General features: G+C 37.4%; 17 protein-coding genes. 10 read left to right on the top strand and 7 right to left on the bottom strand.

Translation table 11 applies throughout. From position 1 onward, the window contains the following. Nucleotides 1-493 precede the first annotated feature (493 nt). From IPO27_05100 to IPO27_05090, 3 genes are all read left to right on the top strand, one after another. The gene (locus IPO27_05100) at nucleotides 494-2,152 is read left to right on the top strand and encodes a tetratricopeptide repeat protein (protein MBK8845974.1); all 1,659 of its coding nucleotides are present in this window, start codon (nucleotides 494-496) and stop codon (nucleotides 2,150-2,152) included. A 1,042-nt stretch (nucleotides 2,153-3,194) separates the two neighbouring features. After that, nucleotides 3,195-4,295 carry a histidine kinase gene (locus IPO27_05095; GenBank protein MBK8845973.1) on the top strand — a complete coding sequence of 367 codons (1,101 nt, stop codon included), beginning with the start codon at nucleotides 3,195-3,197 and terminating at the stop codon, nucleotides 4,293-4,295. A 2-nt stretch (nucleotides 4,296-4,297) separates the two neighbouring features. Beyond that, entirely contained in the window at nucleotides 4,298-6,253 is a 1,956-nt protein-coding gene (locus IPO27_05090; GenBank protein ID MBK8845972.1) for a tetratricopeptide repeat protein, read from the top strand. A gap of 3 nt (nucleotides 6,254-6,256) precedes the next feature. On the opposite strand, the gene IPO27_05085 is transcribed toward IPO27_05090, so the two are convergent. Further along, the gene (locus IPO27_05085) at nucleotides 6,257-7,240 is read right to left on the bottom strand and encodes a hypothetical protein (GenBank protein ID MBK8845971.1); all 984 of its coding nucleotides are present in this window, start codon (nucleotides 7,238-7,240) and stop codon (nucleotides 6,257-6,259) included. A gap of 73 nt (nucleotides 7,241-7,313) precedes the next feature. On the opposite strand from IPO27_05085, the gene IPO27_05080 reads away from it, so the two are divergent. The 3 genes from IPO27_05080 to IPO27_05070 all read left to right on the top strand — a co-directional run bounded on the left by IPO27_05080 (nucleotide 7,314) and on the right by IPO27_05070 (nucleotide 9,359). After that, nucleotides 7,314-7,505 carry a hypothetical protein gene (locus tag IPO27_05080; GenBank protein MBK8845970.1) on the top strand — a complete coding sequence of 64 codons (192 nt, stop codon included), beginning with the start codon at nucleotides 7,314-7,316 and terminating at the stop codon, nucleotides 7,503-7,505. 258 nt (nucleotides 7,506-7,763) lie between these two features. Next, entirely contained in the window at nucleotides 7,764-8,636 is an 873-nt protein-coding gene (locus IPO27_05075; GenBank protein ID MBK8845969.1) for a glycosyltransferase family 2 protein, read from the top strand. Between the two features lie 66 nt (nucleotides 8,637-8,702). Then, nucleotides 8,703-9,359, top strand: a complete 657-nt coding sequence (locus tag IPO27_05070; GenBank protein ID MBK8845968.1) for a CoA transferase subunit B — start codon at nucleotides 8,703-8,705, stop codon at nucleotides 9,357-9,359. A gap of 26 nt (nucleotides 9,360-9,385) precedes the next feature. On the opposite strand, the gene IPO27_05065 is transcribed toward IPO27_05070, so the two are convergent. Next, the gene (locus tag IPO27_05065) at nucleotides 9,386-9,832 is read right to left on the bottom strand and encodes a PepSY-like domain-containing protein (protein MBK8845967.1); all 447 of its coding nucleotides are present in this window, start codon (nucleotides 9,830-9,832) and stop codon (nucleotides 9,386-9,388) included. 160 nt (nucleotides 9,833-9,992) lie between these two features. Here IPO27_05065 and IPO27_05060 point away from each other — a divergent pair, with 160 nt between their 5' ends. Together IPO27_05060 and IPO27_05055 are read left to right on the top strand one after the other, a co-directional pair. Beyond that, on the top strand, nucleotides 9,993-10,598 hold the full coding sequence (locus IPO27_05060; GenBank protein ID MBK8845966.1) for a DUF502 domain-containing protein: 606 nt from the start codon (nucleotides 9,993-9,995) through the stop codon (nucleotides 10,596-10,598). A 164-nt stretch (nucleotides 10,599-10,762) separates the two neighbouring features. After that, nucleotides 10,763-11,020 carry a hypothetical protein gene (locus IPO27_05055; protein MBK8845965.1) on the top strand — a complete coding sequence of 86 codons (258 nt, stop codon included), beginning with the start codon at nucleotides 10,763-10,765 and terminating at the stop codon, nucleotides 11,018-11,020. A gap of 6 nt (nucleotides 11,021-11,026) precedes the next feature. Here the strand turns inward: IPO27_05055 and IPO27_05050 are convergent, their stop codons facing one another. Continuing rightward, nucleotides 11,027-11,851: a glycoside hydrolase gene (locus tag IPO27_05050; protein ID MBK8845964.1), complete on the bottom strand. Its 825-nt coding sequence runs from the start codon at nucleotides 11,849-11,851 to the stop codon at nucleotides 11,027-11,029. Nucleotides 11,852-11,934: 83 nt separating this feature from the next. On the opposite strand from IPO27_05050, the gene IPO27_05045 reads away from it, so the two are divergent. Continuing rightward, nucleotides 11,935-12,609 carry a hypothetical protein gene (locus IPO27_05045; protein ID MBK8845963.1) on the top strand — a complete coding sequence of 225 codons (675 nt, stop codon included), beginning with the start codon at nucleotides 11,935-11,937 and terminating at the stop codon, nucleotides 12,607-12,609. 15 nt (nucleotides 12,610-12,624) lie between these two features. After that, the gene (locus tag IPO27_05040) at nucleotides 12,625-13,098 is read left to right on the top strand and encodes an OsmC family protein (GenBank protein MBK8845962.1); all 474 of its coding nucleotides are present in this window, start codon (nucleotides 12,625-12,627) and stop codon (nucleotides 13,096-13,098) included. A 2-nt stretch (nucleotides 13,099-13,100) separates the two neighbouring features. Here the strand turns inward: IPO27_05040 and IPO27_05035 are convergent, their stop codons facing one another. The 4 genes from IPO27_05035 to IPO27_05020 all read right to left on the bottom strand — a co-directional run bounded on the left by IPO27_05035 (nucleotide 13,101) and on the right by IPO27_05020 (nucleotide 17,757). Continuing rightward, nucleotides 13,101-13,709, bottom strand: a complete 609-nt coding sequence (locus tag IPO27_05035) for a hypothetical protein (GenBank protein ID MBK8845961.1) — start codon at nucleotides 13,707-13,709, stop codon at nucleotides 13,101-13,103. Nucleotides 13,710-13,714: 5 nt separating this feature from the next. Then, complete coding sequence (locus IPO27_05030; GenBank protein ID MBK8845960.1) at nucleotides 13,715-15,031, bottom strand: carbohydrate binding domain-containing protein; 1,317 nt, start codon at nucleotides 15,029-15,031, stop codon at nucleotides 13,715-13,717. Nucleotides 15,032-15,226: 195 nt separating this feature from the next. After that, a complete protein-coding gene (locus IPO27_05025; protein MBK8845959.1) occupies nucleotides 15,227-16,675 on the bottom strand; it encodes a BamA/TamA family outer membrane protein in 1,449 nt (482 codons plus the stop codon). Nucleotides 16,676-16,677: 2 nt separating this feature from the next. Next, nucleotides 16,678-17,757, bottom strand: a complete 1,080-nt coding sequence (locus tag IPO27_05020; GenBank protein ID MBK8845958.1) for a hypothetical protein — start codon at nucleotides 17,755-17,757, stop codon at nucleotides 16,678-16,680. Between the last annotated feature and the right edge of the window lie 4 nt (nucleotides 17,758-17,761).

Here is a 17,761-nt window from a genome sequence, read left to right as displayed (position 1 = left end):
GTGCCCTTTATATGTAATTTAAGTTTTATCGTCTTTTGGTTTAAAGTGATCTGAATTTTTCATAGGCAAATTATCAAAATATAACCGTTGTGCCAGCAAATGCTTTTGTGCTGCAAGTATCTTGAAAGACACTTCCATTTAATCAAATTTTCGTAATCTTATAATTTCAAGATATAAATCATAAACCTACTCTCAATATTTTATACATTAGCCGACTTTAAATGCACACCTTGTCTAAATGGATTTTACTTTTAGTTTTAACGGCCGGGCTACTAACCGTATCAAACTCATATTGTCAAAATTCAGAAAGTGATAGCCTTCGTAAATTAATAAATATCACCAAGGACGACAGTACAAAAGTTAACTTGCTCAATACATTAACGAAAACGTACTTTAACTCGAGCCCTGAAGCGGCTGCAAGCTTGCTGCAGACGCAAAAAAACTTGCTGAAAAAATAAACTATAAAAAAGGCATCGCCTTAGCTGAAAAACATTTGGGCATTGTAAGCTATATGCAGGGAGAGTACTTAAATGCTATTGAACATTGGACCGAGTCGAAAAAGGTTTTTGAAGAAGTAGGCGATAAAGCAGGAATGGCCAACATATTGAGCAACCTCGGTGCCATTTATTTTAATCAGGGTGATGATGCCAATGCATTGGATTATTATTTACAGGCATTAAAAATTTCGGAAGAGATAAATGATTCGCTGCGCCTGGCAACAGTTTGTATTAATATTGGTGGTGTGTACTATAATAAAGTAGCTACGCATAATAAGGCAATTGAGTATTATTTAAAAGGAATAAAGATCTCCGAAAACATTGGTGCGCTAGATGTTTTAGGTACCGCCTTGGCAAATGTGGGTGAGATATATTTTGTGAAACAAAAAAACGACTCGGCACTTATGTATCTTAAGAAGGCCGTGGCAGCGCAAGAAGGTTCCGAAAATATTCCTTACACCCTTAACCTTATGGGTAAGGTATATGCAAAACAAGGAGAATTTGAAAAGGCACTTCAAAACCAAGAAGAAGCGTATGAAATTGCAAAAAATTTAGGTGCGCAATTAGATGTGGCCCAATCATTAGTTTCAATTGCTAAAACACATCAGCAGCAAGGTGAAGCAAACCTGGCTATAAAATATTTTACACAAGCAAAAGATAGCGCTATCATACTAAATGCAAACGCTGAACTAAAAGATGCATACCAAGGGTTGAGCGAATCGTATGGAAAACTTGCCGACTATAGCAATGCATATAAATATCAAACCTTACTATTAAATATAAAAGACACCTTATACAATATTGAAACCGATAAAAAACTAGGAACCCTTTCGTTTACTTACGAACTTGATAAAAAGGAAGGCGAGATTTCATTGCTTACCAAAGACAAAGAATTACAACAACAAGAAATAAGAAGACAAAAGTTGGTTCGCAATGGATTTATTGGAGGCTTTGCAATCGTTGCTCTATTTGCATCCATATTTTTAAAACAACGAATACGAATAGCCAAAGAGAAAAAACGCAGCGATGAATTATTGCTGAACATCTTACCAGCCGAAACAGCCGAAGAATTAAAAGCAACCGGTTCTGCCAAAGCCAAGAGTTTTGATTTGATTTCCGTTCTGTTTACCGACTTCAAAAATTTTACACAAGCCGCAGAAAAACTTACGCCCGAAGAGTTGGTTGCAGAAATTAATAGCTGTTACAGTGAGTTTGACAAAATAGTAACCCGGCATAACATTGAAAAAATAAAAACCATTGGTGATGCCTATATGTGTGCCGGTGGTTTGCCTGTAAAAAATGAAACGCATGCGCATGATGTTGTAAAGGCCGGATTAGAGATGCAACAGTTTATTGAAAAAAATAAAATTGACAGAGAAGCAAAAGGACTTCCATTTTTCGAACTGCGATTAGGAATTCATACCGGTCCGGCAGTAGCTGGGATTGTAGGGATTAAAAAATTCGCTTACGATATTTGGGGCGACACGGTAAACACTGCATCGCGTATGGAAAGTAGTGGCGAGGTTGGAAAAGTGAACATCAGTGGTACTACTTATGAATTGATTAAGAATAGCTTTCATTGTATTCACCGTGGTAAAGTACAAGCTAAAAACAAAGGCGAAATAGATATGTACTTTGTTCAAGGGTTAAAATAGTGCTTTCGCAAACCCGTATGAAGCAGTGTCCTATTCATTAAAATATTTTAAAAGCAAATACCTTTTTTTTAATAGCAATCATAATTAATATCTACTTTATTTTTAAAAAAAAGCTGCATCAATCATATTTTTGTTTTTTTTAGAAAATTAACTTTAAAAGTTTTACATTAAGAGCACCGCATCCGGCAGTGCAAGCAAGTACTTTACCATTGCCAATAAAATAATAGAGTGCGATAAAATTTATACCGACAATTAAATTTTTATTTAACCGACAGTGTATATGTGGATAGTGGAATGGCATATACTACCCCCTACTTAAATACCATCACCAGAATAAGACACGACATTTGTATGCTGTACACTTCTCGTTGTGTCGCATATTTTGCCACAGAAAAAAATACTAAAAAGGGAAATTAAATTGGTGGTATTGGAAGGACAAGATGTTTAATTAGAATAAACTTTCACTTCGTTTTGCTATGATTTTATACAACACAAACCAACTTATTTTACAAGAAAATGCATACAATATATATTTGCTTCTTATTTATTTTTTTTAATATTTACCAAATATACATTAATAAGTATGTACGAAATACCACCATTTATTAATTTACTATTGCCGGGATGCGCGACCATGCTGGCTTGTGGCCAGCTTTAACAACATTACTAAACTACAACTCCTTATTTAATAATATTTTAATTCCTTATCAATTATGTGCACACATACAATTTTTTATGCTTTTTTAAAAAGAACAAATACAACAATGAACCTCGCGCACGTGAGGTGTAATCAACATCCATGTATTCCTAATTATGGCTGTAATAAACAATAATAAAAGACAGGGTGAATTAACCATATCGCAACGTAACCCATATGAAAACAAATGCGAAATAGATAAGTATTTTGTTACCGGCATTAAGGTAAAGGAAAAACTTAGCTCTTGAGTTTGTGCCAACGATTAGTTTTCCTGTATTAAGTTTCCAATATTCACCGGGTATTTTTAAGAATCAGTTTATGCGAACCGGTTTTTTCATATTCGTTTTGATTGGCAAGCTTTGCCAAGGTCAAATATCTCAAGAAGGCATAGTTGCAGATAATAATGCAATTGTCCTGGACTCCTTATCCCACCTCGAAGCACAATCAATTAATTCCGGTCAGTACCAATCAGCTATTAAAATTGCTAAAGCAATTGATTCGTTAAAGCACATTCGCATGAATGCGAATTATGATTCAACGGTGGCGTATCATAGCAAACGGCTTGATCTTATTGCTGTGGAAAAACGAAATAAGAATTTGATTACCACAAACAGCGAACTGGAACTCAATGCTGACCGCATCAGAAAAAACATCTTGTTGATATCGATTTTACTTTTTTCGATTGCCTTATTAATTGGTATGGTTATTTATCAAAATCGGCTACAACGAAAAAGGCATGGTGTATTATTGGAACTGAACAAAGCCAATAGTAAGCACAAACTAGAACTAGAAAAACTAAATCATCAACTTTTATTACAAAGCCTCACAGCACAAATGGATCCCCACTTCATGTTTAATGTATTGAGCGCAATTCGATTTTGCCTAGATCAAAACAAATTAGATGATGCTTCAAAATATACGGTGCAATTAAAAACTCTTTTCAAACTTGCTGGCAATCATAGCCAATCAGCATTAATTACATTGGATAAAGAAATTGAATTTATAACCCAATACATTGAACTTGAAAACCTAAGATTGAGGAATACCCTGCATTATAAGATAATTGTTGATGAAGCGATCGTGCAACCTAACACCTACATTGCTACTATGATGCTGCAACCGCTAATAGAAAACGCTATATGGCACGGGCTGGCAAAAAAGGAAGGGGTTAAAAAACTTGATATTACCATTAGCGCAACAAACGACACACTCAATATAACGATAGCAGATAATGGTATTGGCCGCAAGCAATCGTCACTTACAAACAAAAAAACAGGGCACCAATCGAAAGCGTTACTTAATTTAAATGAAAGGCTCAACTATTATAAAACTGTTGAAGGTAAAACAGGCGCGCTTAATATTGCTGATTTGACAGACACAGCCGGAAATGCTACAGGCACCATTTGCACCATTCTGATTCCGTTACACCCAATATTAATTTTTTAAGAATGCAGCGTTACAAGCATTACCTGTTTTGTTTATTGCTTTTCGTTAGCATGCACAATGGCTTTTACTTATTTGCCCAAGCGGACACGATTGCTCTTGCTCTTGAAAAAAAGATTAAAGCATCAGCAAACGATACAACACTGGCAAAATCCTATTTTGAGCTAATACGATATTTTCTCACCAACGATAGTGCAAAAGCATATAAATGTGTAGCTAAATTGTATGATACGGCACATAGTAGCCAAAACCCTTTGTTATTGTCGAGGGCGTATAGTTATTATGCTCGATTTTACGAAAACTATAACCAAAACAACTTGGCACTCAGGTATTATGATTCGGCATTGGCACATGGCCGAACAGCAAAAGATTTCAATTTTCTGACTGGAACATTATGTAACAGGGGGTATATATTAAGTCAGCAACAATTGAAGCAACAGGCACTCGAATCATTTATAGAAGCTGCTCAGGTTGCTGAGCGGCAAGAAGTAAACGCGGGCGCTAAAGCGCACGCAACCTACTCGCTAGGCCGCATGTATTATGACTGGAAAAATTTTAATGAGGCTATTCCTACTTTTGAAAAGTCACTTGCCATATGCATACAACAAGGTATTACTCCTGGAATTGGCCAAAATAATTTGTTTCTAGGAAAATCACATTCCGCTAAAAATGAACATAACGTTGCAATCAAGTATTTAGAAAATAATCTGGCAGTTCAAAAAAAACTAGGCATTAAATCAGAAATTACCGAAGCCTTCATTGCCTTATGCGATGCCTATCTTGCGAAGGGAGATGTGCAACAAGCTGCCGCCAACATTGCCAAAGCCAAAGAAACTGCAGTACAAAAGCTACCTGAACAACTTTTACACAAACTAAAAATAGCTGAAATAAAAACAGAGTTAGCACAAAAAAAATTCGCAATCGCACAGGCAAGTCTAACGCAACTACTACCTATGCTAAAAAAGCAACACTCGCATCAATTATTGATTGAAGGACTCGACCTACTAGTGAACACCCAGTATAAACTTGAAGATTACAAGAGTGCCTATGAATCCTTTAAACAAAATCAACTATTAAAGGATAGCATTACTTCACTTACCAACCATGAAAATATTATCGCCCTGCAACAAGCTTATAAATTAAGCATTCAAGACAAACAACGGCACCAATTGGAAAGCAAAAATGAATACTTGCATGTAACCAAAATGAGTTGGCAGGAGTTGTATTACTTACTCATACCCATCATGGTAGTATTGACAATACTTTTATTCAGAGTAGGTTCCAATTATTATAAGTTAAAAAGAGAGAGTATAAAACATAGCAAAACAGCCGAAGAGTTGCGTATTCATCAAGCAGAAGTAGAGGAGCAAAGTAGTCTACTCAAAAATCGAATAAACCGAACCCGCAATAATCCGGCATTTGTAGTTTTGTGTCTTGATAGTATAAATGAAAAAATAAAATCGGGCGATGTAGATAATGCCAATTTACTGCTAAGCAAACTATCGTTATACATGCGCAATGTGCTTGCTATAAGTAATACCGACACAGTAAAGCTAACAGACGAAATACAATTATTGGAAACATTAATGCACGTTATAAAATTGGCACATGATAGTCGCATTCGATTTACAATAGAAATTACCGGAGCAGAAGAAGCTGAGGAATGGAGCCTTCCGCCATTGCTGTTGTGCGAGTTGGCTGGTTACTGCAGCAATTTGTTTATCGTGCATACGCCCGATATTGAAATCAAGGTTGATATTACTTCAGAAAAATTAAATATCACCTTTTTGCTTCAGGCAAGCATAAAAGACGCTGAACATTTCGATTCTCTGCAACAATCAATTGGCAAAAAACTCGAACTTTTTTCACTTCGTTCAGATGCTATATTTGAATTCAACTATACGCATACGCTAGCGCCACCAATGATAAAAATGGAAGTAAATGCAGCGCTTAGAGAATAAGAATTAAGAGGCTTTGTAAAGTTTAAAATACATAAGCCCAATGATAAGTGTAAAAAGAATTTCGGCAATGAGCCATCTTCTGGCCGCAACAAAATAGTAAGAAACTAATGCAGACAATGGGACAATAAAAAGAGTATAGCGAAAGGAATTCTCATTTGGGAAAGCAAAAATATATGCAATGCCAAAAATGGAAAGTATAAAAAGCACTTGTTGCATATTACGCGTTCTAATAACATTTTTATAAAAATTTCCGGATAGTTTAAGCAACGAAATAGTAAGGCAAAATAGGAGCAGTACTAAAGTAAAAATTGAAACCTTATGATAATAGTCTACAAAAGGAATGGAAACACCGATTGCTTTAAAGCCTGTTATGCGGTCAAAAGACATGGGTATATCGAGTATGAAGCAGGTGGTGGCAACTGTAAGATATGGCAAAGTAAAACCAAGACAGGCAATGAGTATATCGCGCAATACTACCGCACGCAAAATGAACATAACCGTACAATAAAACACAATTAACAAAGCCGCCTGAGGTTGTAAACACGCTATTACACCTATCAATACACCTGTATCAAAATTTAACGACTTGGCTTCGTTTAACTTATAAAGTCGAAATACATTATTAAGCACTATTAAGATTAACGAAATAACCACTATATGAATTGAAAAGGTGAAATTCCTGGCAAACAATCCCATTATCAATACATAAAATACCGATGGCAACCACGAATTCTTATACAAGACTTCGTTGCGGTTCATAATGTAATTTAAATAAAACCCCTGCAGTATCACTAACGAAGTTAGTATAATGATGGTAATCCGGTGGGGCAATGACTGAAAATAGGACATTAGCCATTGCGCAACAAGCGTATCGGCCGTAGTATCGACTCTGAAATACCTTGTAAAGCCAAGTGCCCAGCCCGATATGCCGCACACCACCATAAAAATTAAGGGAAAAATGGGAGATGTTTTAAGAATCTTTAGCATATAAGATAAAGGCCTTGCCTACAATAAAGTATTGATTATTTTTGCCGCAAATTTAGAATCAATTTTTAATAGTATGTACTCAGCATTTTGGCATTTTATAGGAGATATCTTCCTTTTCCTGTTCAAACCTCTTCCATATATAGGTGTATTAACCAATTGGATATTCATTTTTCTTACTGCTTTTGGTTGCATTTATTGGATGGTGTATGAGGCCGGAGTAGAAAAAGGCAAGCGCAATTACCTATCAGAAGGCAATGGCAATTAATTATTAATACGCCAGCAAAAGTAATCGAGCCCCGCTAATAGCGGGGCTTTTATTTTTTTTCAGTTCTACCAACTTACATCTATTTTTAATACTACCAGTTTAACTTAAGCCCTTACCTACGATAACTACCTATAATAGGGCAACAAAAGATAGCTGCCTTGCTTGCTAAGCAATTGTAAATGTATATTGTTTAGCAAATTAATTGGCTGCCTAAAAGGCAAGCGTATATTTGCCTGTAAATAATCTACAACCTATGCCATGTTTGTAAGCGGGTTTACATTTATTCGCAATGCCATTACCTTTGATTATCCTGTAACCGAAGCCATTGCATCCATCTTACCTTATTGCGATGAGGTGGTGGTGGCAGTTGGAAAGAGCAGCGATAATACGCTTGAACTTATACAATCTATACAAAGCCCTAAAATAAAAATAATTGAAACGGTTTGGGACGATACGCTCCGTGCCGGAGGCCGGGTATTGGCAGAAGAAACCATGAAAGCCTTTAACGCGACCAATCCGCTAGCAGACTGGTGTTTTTATATACAAGGCGATGAGGTAGTGCACGAGCGTTACGGTAACCATATACGTAATCAGATGTACACCTACAAAGATGACCTGAGGGTGCAGGGTTTAGTTTTCAACTACGTTCACTTTTACGGTTCGTATGATTATGTTGCTGATTCGCGAAAGTGGTATAAGCATGAGGTACGCATTATACGCAGAAATCAACAGATTATCTCTTTTCGCGATGCACAGGGGTTTCAATGTAACGGCAAACCATTGAAAGTAAAACCTGCCGATGCATTTATCTATCACTATGGATGGGTAAAACCACCCGAAGCGCAACAGCTAAAACAACAAAGTTTTCATAAACTTTGGCACAGCGATGAAACTGTAAAACAAATGGTGAGCAAAGAAAATCAATTTGATTATTCAGGAATTGACTCACTTATTCCTTTTAAAGGAACACATCCCGAAGTAATGCGAAATCGCATTGCTTCAAAAAACTGGAAATTTGAGCACGACTTAACTTATAAAAAACTGCGTTTAAAGTACCGGCTTATTAATTGGCTCGATAATTACCTGGGAATAAGTATTCGTCCGTATCAAAACTACAGAATCATTAAATAAGTTATTATTAACATATTTTGCAGTGCTCAAACTAAAAAATTTTATTTGTAAAAAAAATTAAGAAGAATGCTTGATAAGAATGGTATTGCGAAACGAATAGCGCGAGAAGTGCGCGATGGATATTATGTAAATCTTGGTATAGGCATACCTACCTTGGTGGCGAATTATATACCAAAAGGAATGCTTGTTGTATTGCAAAGCGAGAATGGATTATTAGGTATGGGTCCTTTTCCTTTTGAAGGCGAAGAAGATGCCGATCTTATTAATGCTGGCAAACAAACAGTAACCACCTTGCCGGGCAGTTCGTTTTTTGATAGTGCTATGAGTTTTGGCATGATACGTTCGCAAAAGGTTGACCTCACTATTTTAGGTGCAATGGAGGTTAGTGAACAGGGAGATATTGCCAACTGGAAAATTCCAGGAAAAATGGTGAAAGGAATGGGTGGAGCAATGGACTTGGTTGCATCGGCAAAAAACATTATTGTTGCCATGCAACATGTAAACAAAGCAGGAGAATCGAAGTTGCTGCCTTCCTGCAGTTTGCCAATTACCGGTTTGCGTTGCGTAAAGCGTATAGTAACCGAACTTGCCGTAGTTGATGTGATAGCTGGCGAAGGATTCCGACTGGTAGAACGTGCACCGGGCATATCCGTAGACCAGGTAATAAATGCAACTGCCGGAAAACTTATGACCACCGGCAACGAACCTGAAATGGAAATTTAAACTAACTCAAGAGAACGTATATCGTCTTAGTTGTAACTTTTCTTTTTTAAATACTTTCCGTCTTTATCAAAGAATATTTCATAGTCGCCCTTTTTGCATTTCATGGCTACTGAGTACACAATACTGTCATTGATATTAATATTAAGCACATCCAGAATTTTTGTTTTTTCAAACTTTTCGTTCAGGTACGACTCGCATCCTGTGGGTAGCTCAGTCTTATCAACTTGCTTTTGGGTACTGTATAATTTTCCTGTTCTGTCATAGGCAATGGTCGTTTCCTTTTTTTCGACAGAAAAAACTGCCTGATAGCGGCCCTTATATTTTTCCCATCGAACCTTTTCCACATCGCTATGCTCACCCTTAAATGCTTCGATAACAGGCTTAGGCACTTCTTTTTCTTTAAGCGATTCCTGCGCCATGGATGCACTAATGCCCATTAGGAGCGCGATAAACAGATTTAGTATTTTCTTCATTGGTGACAGCTCTTTATGTTTTATAGATGCTTCAAGTATAGCTACAATTTATATCGCTTGCAAGTTTGAGATGTTAACAACTGAAATATTTACATTAAAATACGGCAAGTATAATAGCCTGGGCGTATTAATTTTGCCAAAGCAAATTAAAAAATTCTCAATGAAAAACTTTATAAAAATACTGCTCAACTATTTTTTGCAAGGCGCGCTTGTTACAGTACCTGTTGTACTTACTTTATATATTTTGTTAAAGGGCATAGCGTGGGTAGATAGTCTTATTCCATTTCATATTCCTATTCGGATTACAAAAGATTATACATTCGAATTGCCGGGCTTGGGAATATTATCCATCATTGGGATTGTTACCTTACTCGGAATACTAACCACTCATATAGTGCGCAATCCGGTTTTGCTTTTTATTGACAGTCTATTTGAACGCACTCCATTATTAAAACTAATATATTCAAGTATTAAAGATTTGATAGAAGCGTTTGTGGGCGAAAAAAAACGATTTAATCATCCTGTACTGGTGTTGGTAGAAAAAGAGGCACAGGTACAACGTATCGGTTTTATTACCCAAAGCGACCGGAGTGAACTTGGGCTTGGCGAACACAAAGTTGCCGTATATCTTCCTTTTTCATATGGCTTTAATGGGCAACTAGTAATTGTTCCTGTAAGCAATGTGACCCCCATCAATGCCGCGGGCACCGAGATGATGAAGTTTGTTATTTCGGGCGGTGTAACTGAAATAGAAGGCAAAGATTAGGCAACTCCAAGCCTTGCGTCTGTTTTTTATGTTAGTATTCCTGTTACTAAATTAATTGTAGTTCTGGTTTTTTGGAGTAATGGCAACTTCCTAATTAATACTTTTGTTTCGTATTGTAAAGGTGCACAATACACTAACCACATTACTTACACCAACACAAAAAAATGAAAGTACAAAGTTTGCTAAGGTCGGACCTTACAGGCAATTATACCTTGTTGCTTAGCTGTGATGACCAAATTGGTGATATCGAAATAAGTTTGCTAGACAGCGAAGGGCTTATCATTCATACCGGAATTTTTAAATCGGGGCGAACTAATTTTGAAAAAATGATTGAAGTAGGTCGCTTAAAACATGGAGCCTATATACTCCATGTAGTAACTATAAACGGTCATGAGCAATTCCATTTGCATACGGCAAAATAACCTTGGCTATTTAATTAGCAGCTTTTTCCAAAGTCCTTCATCTCCTAAAAAAACATTTGCATCAATTTGATTGGCGCAACCAAAAATTCTGATTTTGTCATGGTGTTGCCAAAATAAATTTTTGATACCGGGTATCTTGTGTAAATCGCTTACATAATAATGCGCTACCCAAAAGTGATATTCCGAAAAGTCATCGGCAAGGTAATCTTCAATAAAACTGACATTGCTATATATGATTGGTTTTACTCCATATTTTTTTTCGATAATTTCAATGTAATTCTTTAACCCCTTTACGATTTCCTTTTTCGATTTACCATCGGTTTCTTCAATATCAATTACCGGAGGAAGGTCGCCTTTCATCAGTTGCACGCTTTGAATAAAATTACTTGCCTGTATAGTCGAATTAATTTTAGGTCGATAAAAATGATATGCGCCCTTGGCTATTCCCACTTCTTTGGCCGCCTCCCAATTGTCGCTAAACATAGGATCTTCGTACAGCGCCCCTTCAGTTGCTTTTATAAATACAAACTTCATTTGAATGGTATCACCATCAAGATTACATGATTTTAGTTGCCTCCAATTTATTTCATCTTGCCATTTAGATATATCCACTCCATGAATAGCGTACTTATTGGGAAATGAAAACTGATGCTTGCCATATACAGGCACTACCCGCTTTGCTTTAATATACCTATACGCCTTGTACCCTACCCGCATAATTTGCTTATGGTAACTGTAAATAAAAAAAACAGCTGCTACTATAATTAGTATGTTGCGAAACTTGCGCACAGATGATAGGATATTATTTGTTTGTAAAAGTAAACGTTGCAAAAGGTTTAAAATTTTATTTTAATTGACTAAAAACAGTTTTAATAACTTTGCGTTGTTATTAATTAATTATAAAAAGTAACTTGATGACAGAACCAATAATAAAGGGACTAATAAACAAAGGAAGTACAGCGCTTGATGTATTTGCAAGTACCAAAAGCGCTTTCGAACTAATAAAAGCAGAGCTACTAAAACTTGAACAAAGCCTTAAAGCAGCCATTAATGCATCTGACCCACGCTTGCAGGTAGTATTTGAAGACCGTGGCCATCTCGAAATTCATTTTAAAGTAGCCAACGAAGTTCTCATTTTTATCATGCATCCTTCGGTGCTTACCTTTGATCATTCGCACCCCATTCTCAAACTAAATTACACAAAAAAAGACCCGCTATTAGCCTTTTGTGGGATGATTTATGTGTACAACTTTTCGGCCGACACTTTCAAGTTCAATCGTGAGCAGGACTTAGGATTACTTGTAGCTAGAATTTTTGTAAATAAAGAGAAACACTTTTTTATGGAAGGCAAAAAACAAATTGGCCTTCTTTACAATCGCTTCGATACCGATGTAGTTTCGGAAGAAAAGGTAAATTCGATGTTACAAGATATACTTCAATATTGTATTGATATTGATCCACAAGCTATGCCATACGATAGTATGATACAAACCACGTTGCTAGAAATAAAAACACGCACGTCTACTAATATTGAAACTGGCAAGCGATTTGGTTTTATGATGCATACCTCTAAAGATTCTATAAAATAATTATTACTCTATAGCATGAGCAAGAAACACCATTACCAACTTAACATAGCGTGGACGGGCAATAATGGCACTGGCACAAGCAACTATGCAGCCTATAGTCGCAATTTTAATCTAAATGCAGCTAATAAAGAAACACTTGCGTTATCTAGCGATACAGCATTCAGAGGAGACGAAACCAAACATAATCCCGAAACCATGTTGGTTGCATCAATTTCATCATGTCATATGCTGTGGTATTTGCACTTGTGTGCCGATGCAGGAATTATTGTAACCGCATACGAAGATAATGCTACCGGCACTATGGAGCAGGATGATACGGGAGCAGGCAAATTTACTGAGGTAACCTTGTATCCTAAAGTCACTATAACTGATAGTTCGAAAAAGGAACTTGCTATAGATTTACACCACAAGGCCAATCACTTTTGCTTTATTGCACAATCGTGCAACTTTCAGGTACAACATAGGCCTGAGATAATTGTATCAGTGTAAAATTATTGTCCTTCCTTAAAGCCGTACTTATTCATCGCCTCATGATGATAACTGTTATCATTATGCTTGTATGCAGCATTGCAAACACTACAATTACCCATGAACTCATTGCCACTTCCTTTGCAACTTTTTTCACAAATGTAATGTGCCTTTTTTTCATACTCATTGCCTTTAGGCATTGAGTAAACCGTATCTTTAAATTGCATACGCAATATAGAAGGATCATTAGCAGCTGCTACGCGAGCCAATTCTGCACGGTGGCCATCACTGTTTTCATTATGTACATAAGCTGACTTACATACAGGACAAATGCCATTGGTTTCGGCACCACTGCCGGTGCAGTATTTGGGGCAGGTAAAATGCGAACCTCTTTCTTTGCCTGCAACCAGATTTGTGCTTGGAGCGGCACCAACTGCTGCAGCGGGATTTGGCGCAGGGGCCATGTTTGTATTGGCGGCACCTCCGCCCAAGTTGGGTGCAAAGCCCGGATCGATAGGTGCAGGTGCAACGGTGTTTGTGGCAACGTCCGTTGTTTGAGTATTATCACTTGCGCAACTGCTTAGTAAGCAAATGGCATAAACGGTAATTAAACAATTGGTAAAATTATTCATAGCTATTAATCGGTTTTAGTTTTTATCAATTTATAAGAGTATCGTTGTTTAGGTGTTTTTAAAATCAGCACATATGCTCCTGCTGCTAAATGCGAAATATCAATAGTTCCATTGGCTATGCGGGCACTATAATGCCTGCCATCGGAACCAAAAATAAATGCACTTGTACTATTAAGGCCCTCAGGCAGCAATACCATATTGTCTGCCTGATTATGTATAATCAATTGCTGGCTTGCATTATGATCGTATATACCTACCGTTACGCCTATTACATTGCTTGGCGATTGACAGCCATTGCTATCCGAAATTAAAGCATAATAATTTCCTGGCGCTACGGGCACAAAATAATTATTAGTGCCTAAAATGATAAATCCACTATCAATATTAAACCACTGGTACTGAAAAGCAGCAGAACAATAGAGTGTATCGTTTACTAAGGTGATAGTTGGTGCGGGTGGTAATTGAAATTCGGTTATAAAATTTGAAATTAATAAGGTATCGCAACCAACAGCATTGCATGCAATTAGCTCTACATTAAAAGTACCATAGGTATTATAGCAGATTGCAGTTGGATTTTGATCGGTGCTTGTTGGTGGATTTGCACCGGTAAAAGCCCACGACCATGAGGTAGGTGAATTGGTTGACAAGTCGTTGAAGTTAATACACTGCTTATCGCAAAAAACAGAATCGGTACTTGAAAAATTTACAACCGGTGCGGCACCGCCTTGAATTGAAACTTCAACATCATCAATCCAGGCATCGGCTGCATCCACTCCAAAACATGAAAACAATAATGCGATGGATGTAGTACCGGGCAAGGTGGTAAACGAGTATTGATAGGATGTCCATGCAGTTGTCAAATCAATATGAAAAGAATCAATCACTTGTTGAACTGCGGTAAACTCTTCAACCTCAACAAGCAAGGTTCCATCATCATAGCCTCCATAGCGCAATCCATCGCCATGTCGTACCCAAAACGAAAGTTGATACGTTGTGTTGGGCATTACATTTACAACCTGCATTACTCTGTCAAATCCATTACCATTATTTGTTGTACCAAGCCATGGCAATTGTGGGTTTCCATTAGGATTATTGAGTACGCTTAAGAATCCGGTGCCGGAATGAGCAAGGCTAAGATCAAACATGAACTCGCCATCAACATTAACTGCACTCCAATTGTCTAATACGTTAGGAAAAAATGGGATAGGACTTCCAAAGGGCAATCCAACGTTTGCAGTTTCGAAGCCTGCATTGAGCACTAAATTTTGAGCAAACGAATTTAAGCTTGCACAGAATGCGATAGCAAGAAGAAAATTTTTCATTGTGCGGAGTATTATTATTTCTCAAAAATAAATAAAACTATCGATATCCATATTATTTATGTTTTGATATTTGATAGGGATAAGAAAGAGCAAACAGGTTATAAAATTCCCGGCACAGGGTATGACTTCGGCACCTGAAATAAACTTTCTATTTATGAATTGTATTTCAGTAATGAAATAACACGATAGACCAATTTAAAATTGCTGCCCGATAGTAAACTGTAAGCCACTCTTACGTGCTTGCGTTGTACCATATGGATTATCGAAACCATAACCCCAATCGAGGCCAAGAAGGCCAAACATAGGTAAGAAAATACGGACACCAGCACCGGCAGCACGCTTTACATTGAAAGGAGAAAAATCGCGAAACTTTAAAAATCCGTTTCCGGCTTCGGCAAAACCTAAAATGTAAATGGTGGCATTGGGATTTAGAGATACGGGGTACCGCAACTCCATGGTATATTTGGTATAGATAGTTGCACCGGCAGCTTGCCTGTTTGATAGTGGGGTTAAATCATTTTGATCATAGCCGCGCATCGAAATTATTTCGCGACTTTCAAAAAAATTAAATCCGGTCATTCCATCTCCACCAATAAAAAACCGCTCGAATGGGGAAGCACCAACTGCACGGTTATAGATTCCCAGAAACCCATACTGCATGCGGGCTGCAACAACAAGATTATCGGCAATTTTGGTAAACCAACTACTTGTAAATTTCCACTTATGATATTCGATCCACTTAAATTTTTCGGAAGCTGATGCTGTTTTATAATCGATAGAATTGAAGAACGAATAAGGCGGTGTAGCACTTACTGAGGCGGCAAATGACCCCCCTCTGCGAGGGTAGATGGGTGCATCAATAGAGTTACGCGATAGCGAAACACCCAAATTAAAATTGTTGGAAGTACCATTACTTATTGTTCCATTTTCAAATTGGTATGTTGGTATACTACCTTCAGGCGTAACTACTTCGATGATATTAAATCCAATATCGTAGTAGAGGCTAAAAAAATCGTCTGGCCAGCGAATTCGTTTCCCCAGTCCAAATGTTAAACCACTTAATCTTAAGTTAGAGCCTCCTGAAAATGAATTAGACCTTGAGTGATATATAGTAGCTGTAAACGCATTTGGTTTTTTACCACCAAGCCAAGGCTCAGTAAAGGATAGATTATAGGATTGAAAATTCCTTCCTGACGATTGCGCCTGAATGGACAAACGCTGACCATCGCCTGCCGGCAGTGGTGTGTACTCCTTGCCTTTAAAAATATTACGTGCCGAGAAATTGGTAAACGATAAGCCCAGGGTTCCTACAAGTTGATTATTGCCATAGCCTCCTGATAACTGCAATTGGTCGGATGGGCGCTCTTCCACATTATACTCCATATCTACGCTACCATCAACCGTGTTTGCCTTGGGTGATGGATTTAGTTTTTCCTGATCGAAATAGCCAAGTTGTGCCAATTCTCTTACGGTACGTATTACATCACTTCTATTAAACAATTGACCGGGCTGCGTGCGTATTTCGCGCAACACCACGCGATCGTTGGTTTTGGTATTGCCACGTATATATACCTTGTTGATAGTGGCTTGCTTACCTTCGTATAAGCGCATTTCAAGATCGATGCTATCATTTTCTACACGCACCTCTACCGGAGTAATGCTGAAAAAAGATATCCATCGTCCATATATAACGACTGTATATCGCGGCCACTTTGACTCATGTATAATGCTTCGTCAAGTTGCTTTTGATTGTATATATCTCCCTTCTTAATATTCAATACAGTATCTAGCTGTCCACTACGGTATTTGGTATTTCCTATCCAGGTAATATTTCTGAAATAGTATTTAGGACCTTCATATACGGTAAGGGTTAAATCGATGGACTTCGCATCATAATCTTTTATGCTATGCGAAACAAGATTAGCATCGCGCAAACCGCGCTCCTGGTATTTGGCTATTACTGCCTCTATATCTTCTTCCAGATTTGACTCAATATATTTGGATGTTTTAAAAAGGCGATACCAATGCCTTTCCTTAGTGTCTTTTAGCTTTCGTTTTATTTTAATGTCTTTTAACTCGCTGTTTCCTTCAATATAAATCTTGTTTATTTTCGTTTTGCTGCTTTTCGAAATATTGATAAACATGATTTCGCCATTGCGGGTAATAGAGTCTAACGCTGTAGTAATATTACACGTAGCTTTTAAAAATCCTTTATCAACAAAATAATTTTTTACAATACCGCTCGTAGTTTTCTTTAATGCTTCGGTTATGATATTGCCCGGTTTCAAACCCAACTTTTCGCGCAACTTATCTGCTTCCGATTTGGTGACCCCGGTAAATTTATATCGGGTAAGTTGAGGCTTTTCAGCTAATTGCAATTCGAGAAAAATGTTTTCGCCCTTTATTTCAGTTACAACAATTTTCACATCATCAAGTATCCCTTGTTTCCATAAACTTTCGATGGCCTTTGCAATGCGGTCGCCCGGCACCCTTATTTTACTTCCTACCTCTAACCCACTAATGGTAATTAACGCGCGTTCATCTAAAAACCTTAAGCCCGACACGGTTACACCGCCTATTTCATACTCTAGCGGATTGCTGTAATCTATTTTAATTATTGTATCGCGACCAAGTTGCACCTGTGCATTTACATCACTATACCCCACGAACATGGTTATCAATGTTAGTGTAAAGAAATGCGCCAGGTATGAATGCTTATTACTCAAAACT

It is taken from the genome of Bacteroidota bacterium (genome assembly GCA_016714535.1).
In the GTDB taxonomy this organism is placed as follows: domain Bacteria; phylum Bacteroidota; class Bacteroidia; order AKYH767-A; family OLB10; genus JADKFV01.
The sequence above is the reverse complement of the archived record's forward strand: the minus strand, read 5'-3'. Positions and strand labels throughout refer to the sequence as shown.

Coding starts and splice junctions, on each gene's coding strand:
- IPO27_05035 (MBK8845961.1), bottom strand. CDS start 13,709: ATGAATAATTTTACCAATTGTTTAATTACCGTTTATGCCATTTGCTTA.
- IPO27_05030 (MBK8845960.1), bottom strand. CDS start 15,031: ATGAAAAATTTTCTTCTTGCTATCGCATTCTGTGCAAGCTTAAATTCG.
- IPO27_05085 (MBK8845971.1), bottom strand. CDS start 7,240: ATGCTAAAGATTCTTAAAACATCTCCCATTTTTCCCTTAATTTTTATG.
- IPO27_05070 (MBK8845968.1), top strand. CDS start 8,703: ATGCTTGATAAGAATGGTATTGCGAAACGAATAGCGCGAGAAGTGCGC.
- IPO27_05090 (MBK8845972.1), top strand. CDS start 4,298: ATGCAGCGTTACAAGCATTACCTGTTTTGTTTATTGCTTTTCGTTAGC.
- IPO27_05040 (MBK8845962.1), top strand. CDS start 12,625: ATGAGCAAGAAACACCATTACCAACTTAACATAGCGTGGACGGGCAAT.
- IPO27_05080 (MBK8845970.1), top strand. CDS start 7,314: ATGTACTCAGCATTTTGGCATTTTATAGGAGATATCTTCCTTTTCCTG.
- IPO27_05065 (MBK8845967.1), bottom strand. CDS start 9,832: ATGAAGAAAATACTAAATCTGTTTATCGCGCTCCTAATGGGCATTAGT.
- IPO27_05075 (MBK8845969.1), top strand. CDS start 7,764: ATGTTTGTAAGCGGGTTTACATTTATTCGCAATGCCATTACCTTTGAT.
- IPO27_05060 (MBK8845966.1), top strand. CDS start 9,993: ATGAAAAACTTTATAAAAATACTGCTCAACTATTTTTTGCAAGGCGCG.
- IPO27_05045 (MBK8845963.1), top strand. CDS start 11,935: ATGACAGAACCAATAATAAAGGGACTAATAAACAAAGGAAGTACAGCG.
- IPO27_05055 (MBK8845965.1), top strand. CDS start 10,763: ATGAAAGTACAAAGTTTGCTAAGGTCGGACCTTACAGGCAATTATACC.